At 50.3% G+C, this 4,670-nt stretch carries 1 tRNA gene and 3 rRNA genes; all 4 read right to left on the reverse strand.

Annotation, left to right across the window (positions count from 1 at the left end):
* Window positions 1-4: 4 nt before the first annotated feature.
* Window positions 5-120, reverse strand: a 5S ribosomal RNA gene (gene rrf, locus QM408_RS09155).
* A gap of 76 nt (window positions 121-196) precedes the next feature.
* Window positions 197-3,098: ribosomal RNA gene (locus tag QM408_RS09160) — 23S ribosomal RNA — on the reverse strand.
* Window positions 3,099-3,222: 124 nt separating this feature from the next.
* Window positions 3,223-3,295 (reverse strand) — tRNA-Ala (locus QM408_RS09165).
* 51 nt (window positions 3,296-3,346) lie between these two features.
* A 16S ribosomal RNA gene (locus tag QM408_RS09170) occupies window positions 3,347-4,670 on the reverse strand; the annotation flags it as partial.

A 4,670-nucleotide genomic window follows, 5' to 3' on the forward strand; every position in this document is an offset into this window, starting at 1 on the left:
TAGAGCTAAGCGACTTCCATATCTCACAGGGGGCAACCCCCAACTACTTCCGGCGTTCTAGGGCTTAACTTCTGTGTTCGGCATGGGTACAGGTGTATCTCCTAGGCTATCGTCACTTAACTCTGAGTAATACCTACTCAAAATTGAATATCTATTCAAAGCAAGAAAACCATTCGCTTTCATATTCTCAGTTACTTTGGATAAGTCCTCGAGCTATTAGTATTAGTCCGCTACATGTGTCGCCACACTTCCACTTCTAACCTATCTACCTGATCATCTCTCAGGGCTCTTACTGATATAAAATCATGGGAAATCTCATCTTGAGGTGGGTTTCACACTTAGATGCTTTCAGCGTTTATCCCTTCCCTACATAGCTACCCAGCGATGCCTTTGGCAAGACAACTGGTACACCAGCGGTAAGTCCACTCTGGTCCTCTCGTACTAGGAGCAGATCCTCTCAAATTTCCTACGCCCGCGACGGATAGGGACCGAACTGTCTCACGACGTTCTGAACCCAGCTCGCGTGCCGCTTTAATGGGCGAACAGCCCAACCCTTGGGACCGACTACAGCCCCAGGATGCGACGAGCCGACATCGAGGTGCCAAACCTCCCCGTCGATGTGAACTCTTGGGGGAGATAAGCCTGTTATCCCCAGGGTAGCTTTTATCCGTTGAGCGATGGCCCTTCCATACGGAACCACCGGATCACTAAGCCCGACTTTCGTCCCTGCTCGAGTTGTAGCTCTCGCAGTCAAGCTCCCTTATACCTTTACACTCTGCGAATGATTTCCAACCATTCTGAGGGAACCTTTGGGCGCCTCCGTTACCTTTTAGGAGGCGACCGCCCCAGTCAAACTGCCCGTCAGACACTGTCTCCGATAGGGATCACCTATCCGGGTTAGAGTGGCCATAACACAAGGGTAGTATCCCAACAACGTCTCCTTCGAAACTGGCGTCCCGATCTCATAGACTCCTACCTATCCTGTACATGTGGTACAGACACTCAATATCAAACTGCAGTAAAGCTCCATGGGGTCTTTCCGTCCTGTCGCGGGTAACCTGCATCTTCACAGGTACTAAAATTTCACCGAGTCTCTCGTTGAGACAGTGCCCAAATCATTACGCCTTTCGTGCGGGTCGGAACTTACCCGACAAGGAATTTCGCTACCTTAGGACCGTTATAGTTACGGCCGCCGTTTACTGGGGCTTCAATTCATACCTTCGCTTACGCTAAGCACTCCTCTTAACCTTCCAGCACCGGGCAGGCGTCACCCCCTATACATCATCTTACGATTTAGCAGAGAGCTGTGTTTTTGATAAACAGTTGCTTGGGCCTATTCACTGCGGCTGACTTAAAGTCAGCACCCCTTCTCCCGAAGTTACGGGGTCATTTTGCCGAGTTCCTTAACGAGAGTTCTCTCGCTCACCTGAGGCTACTCGCCTCGACTACCTGTGTCGGTTTGCGGTACGGGTAGAGTATGTTTAAACGCTAGAAGCTTTTCTTGGCAGTGTGACGTCACTAACTTCGCTACTAAACTTCGCTCCCCATCACAGCTCAATGTTACAGATATAAGCATTTGACTCATATCACACCTCACTGCTTAGACAGACACTTCCAATCGTCTGCTTTAGTTAGCCTACTGCGTCCCTCCATCACTACATACTCTAGTACAGGAATATCAACCTGTTGTCCATCGGATACACCTTTCGGTCTCTCCTTAGGTCCCGACTAACCCAGGGCGGACGAGCCTTCCCCTGGAAACCTTAGTCTTACGGTGGACAGGATTCTCACCTGTCTTTCGCTACTCATACCGGCATTCTCACTTCTATGCGTTCCAGCACTCCTCACGGTACACCTTCTTCACACATAGAACGCTCTCCTACCATACCTATAAAGGTATCCACAGCTTCGGTAAATTGTTTTAGCCCCGGTACATTTTCGGCGCAGGGTCACTCGACTAGTGAGCTATTACGCACTCTTTGAATGAATAGCTGCTTCTAAGCTAACATCCTAGTTGTCTGTGCAACCCCACATCCTTTTCCACTTAACAATTATTTTGGGACCTTAGCTGGTGGTCTGGGCTGTTTCCCTTTCGACTACGGATCTTAGCACTCGCAGTCTGACTGCCGACCATAATTCATTGGCATTCGGAGTTTATCTGAGATTGGTAATCCGGGATGGACCCCTCACCCAAACAGTGCTCTACCTCCAAGAATCTCTAATGTCGACGCTAGCCCTAAAGCTATTTCGGAGAGAACCAGCTATCTCCAAGTTCGTTTGGAATTTCTCCGCTACCCACAAGTCATCCAAGCACTTTTCAACGTGCCCTGGTTCGGTCCTCCAGTGCGTCTTACCGCACCTTCAACCTGCTCATGGGTAGGTCACATGGTTTCGGGTCTACGTCATGATACTAAGGCGCCCTATTCAGACTCGGTTTCCCTACGGCTCCGTCTCTTCAACTTAACCTCGCATCATAACGTAACTCGCCGGTTCATTCTACAAAAGGCACGCTCTCACCCATTAACGGGCTCGAACTTCTTGTAGGCACACGGTTTCAGGTTCTATTTCACTCCCCTCCCGGGGTGCTTTTCACCTTTCCCTCACGGTACTGGTTCACTATCGGTCACTAGGGAGTATTTAGGGTTGGGAGATGGTCCTCCCAGATTCCGACGGGATTTCACGTGTCCCGCCGTACTCAGGATACTGCTAGGTACAAAGACTATTTTAAATACGAGGCTATTACTCTCTTTGGCTGATCTTCCCAAATCATTCTTCTATAATCTTTGAGTCCACATTGCAGTCCTACAACCCCGAAGAGTAAACTCTTCGGTTTGCCCTCCTGCCGTTTCGCTCGCCGCTACTAAGGCAATCGCTTTTGCTTTCTCTTCCTGCAGCTACTTAGATGTTTCAGTTCACTGCGTCTTCCTCCTCACATCCTTAACAGATGCAGGTAACAGGTAGTACCTGTTGGGTTCCCCCATTCGGAAATCCCTGGATCATCGCTTACTTACAGCTACCCAAGGCATATCGTCGTTTGTCACGTCCTTCTTCGGCTCCTAGTGCCAAGGCATCCACCGTGCGCCCTTATTAACTTAACCTTATTTTTTGACCTTTCAGTCATAAACTCTTATTAATACTACAGCGTTTTCGGTTTATTTTCTTGTTACTATTTGATATAGATATTCAATTTTCAATGTGCATTACTTGGTGATCTCTCACCAATGGAGCCTAGCGGGATCGAACCGCTGACCTCCTGCGTGCAAAGCAGGCGCTCTCCCAGCTGAGCTAAGGCCCCACAAGACCTCTCAAGACTAAACAAGACCAATGCGCAGTTCCTTTTCCTTAGAAAGGAGGTGATCCAGCCGCACCTTCCGATACGGCTACCTTGTTACGACTTCACCCCAATCATCTATCCCACCTTAGGCGGCTGGCTCCTTACGGTTACCTCACCGACTTCGGGTGTTACAAACTCTCGTGGTGTGACGGGCGGTGTGTACAAGGCCCGGGAACGTATTCACCGCGGCGTGCTGATCCGCGATTACTAGCGATTCCGACTTCATGTAGGCGAGTTGCAGCCTACAATCCGAACTGAGACTGGCTTTAAGAGATTAGCTTGCCGTCACCGGCTTGCGACTCGTTGTACCAGCCATTGTAGCACGTGTGTAGCCCAGGTCATAAGGGGCATGATGATTTGACGTCATCCCCACCTTCCTCCGGTTTATTACCGGCAGTCTCGCTAGAGTGCCCAACTGAATGATGGCAACTAACAATAGGGGTTGCGCTCGTTGCGGGACTTAACCCAACATCTCACGACACGAGCTGACGACAACCATGCACCACCTGTCACCTCTGTCCCGAAGGAAAACTCTATCTCTAGAGCGGTCAGAGGGATGTCAAGACCTGGTAAGGTTCTTCGCGTTGCTTCGAATTAAACCACATGCTCCACCGCTTGTGCGGGCCCCCGTCAATTCCTTTGAGTTTCAACCTTGCGGTCGTACTCCCCAGGCGGAGTGCTTAATGCGTTAGCTGCGGCACTAAACCCCGGAAAGGGTCTAACACCTAGCACTCATCGTTTACGGCGTGGACTACCAGGGTATCTAATCCTGTTTGCTCCCCACGCTTTCGAGCCTCAGCGTCAGTTACAAGCCAGAGAGCCGCTTTCGCCACCGGTGTTCCTCCATATATCTACGCATTTCACCGCTACACATGGAATTCCACTCTCCCCTCTTGCACTCAAGTTAAACAGTTTCCAAAGCGTACTATGGTTAAGCCACAGCCTTTAACTTCAGACTTATCTAACCGCCTGCGCTCGCTTTACGCCCAATAAATCCGGACAACGCTCGGGACCTACGTATTACCGCGGCTGCTGGCACGTAGTTAGCCGTCCCTTTCTGGTAAGATACCGTCACAGTGTGAACTTTCCACTCTCACACTCGTTCTTCTCTTACAACAGAGCTTTACGATCCGAAAACCTTCTTCACTCACGCGGCGTTGCTCGGTCAGACTTCCGTCCATTGCCGAAGATTCCCTACTGCTGCCTCCCGTAGGAGTCTGGGCCGTGTCTCAGTCCCAGTGTGGCCGATCACCCTCTCAGGTCGGCTATGTATCGTCGCCTTGGTGAGCCGTTACCCCACCAACTAGCTAATACAACGCAGGTCCATCTGGTAGTG

It is taken from the genome of Streptococcus mitis, assembly GCF_047464965.1.
GTDB classification, from domain to species: domain Bacteria; phylum Bacillota; class Bacilli; order Lactobacillales; family Streptococcaceae; genus Streptococcus; species Streptococcus mitis_DU.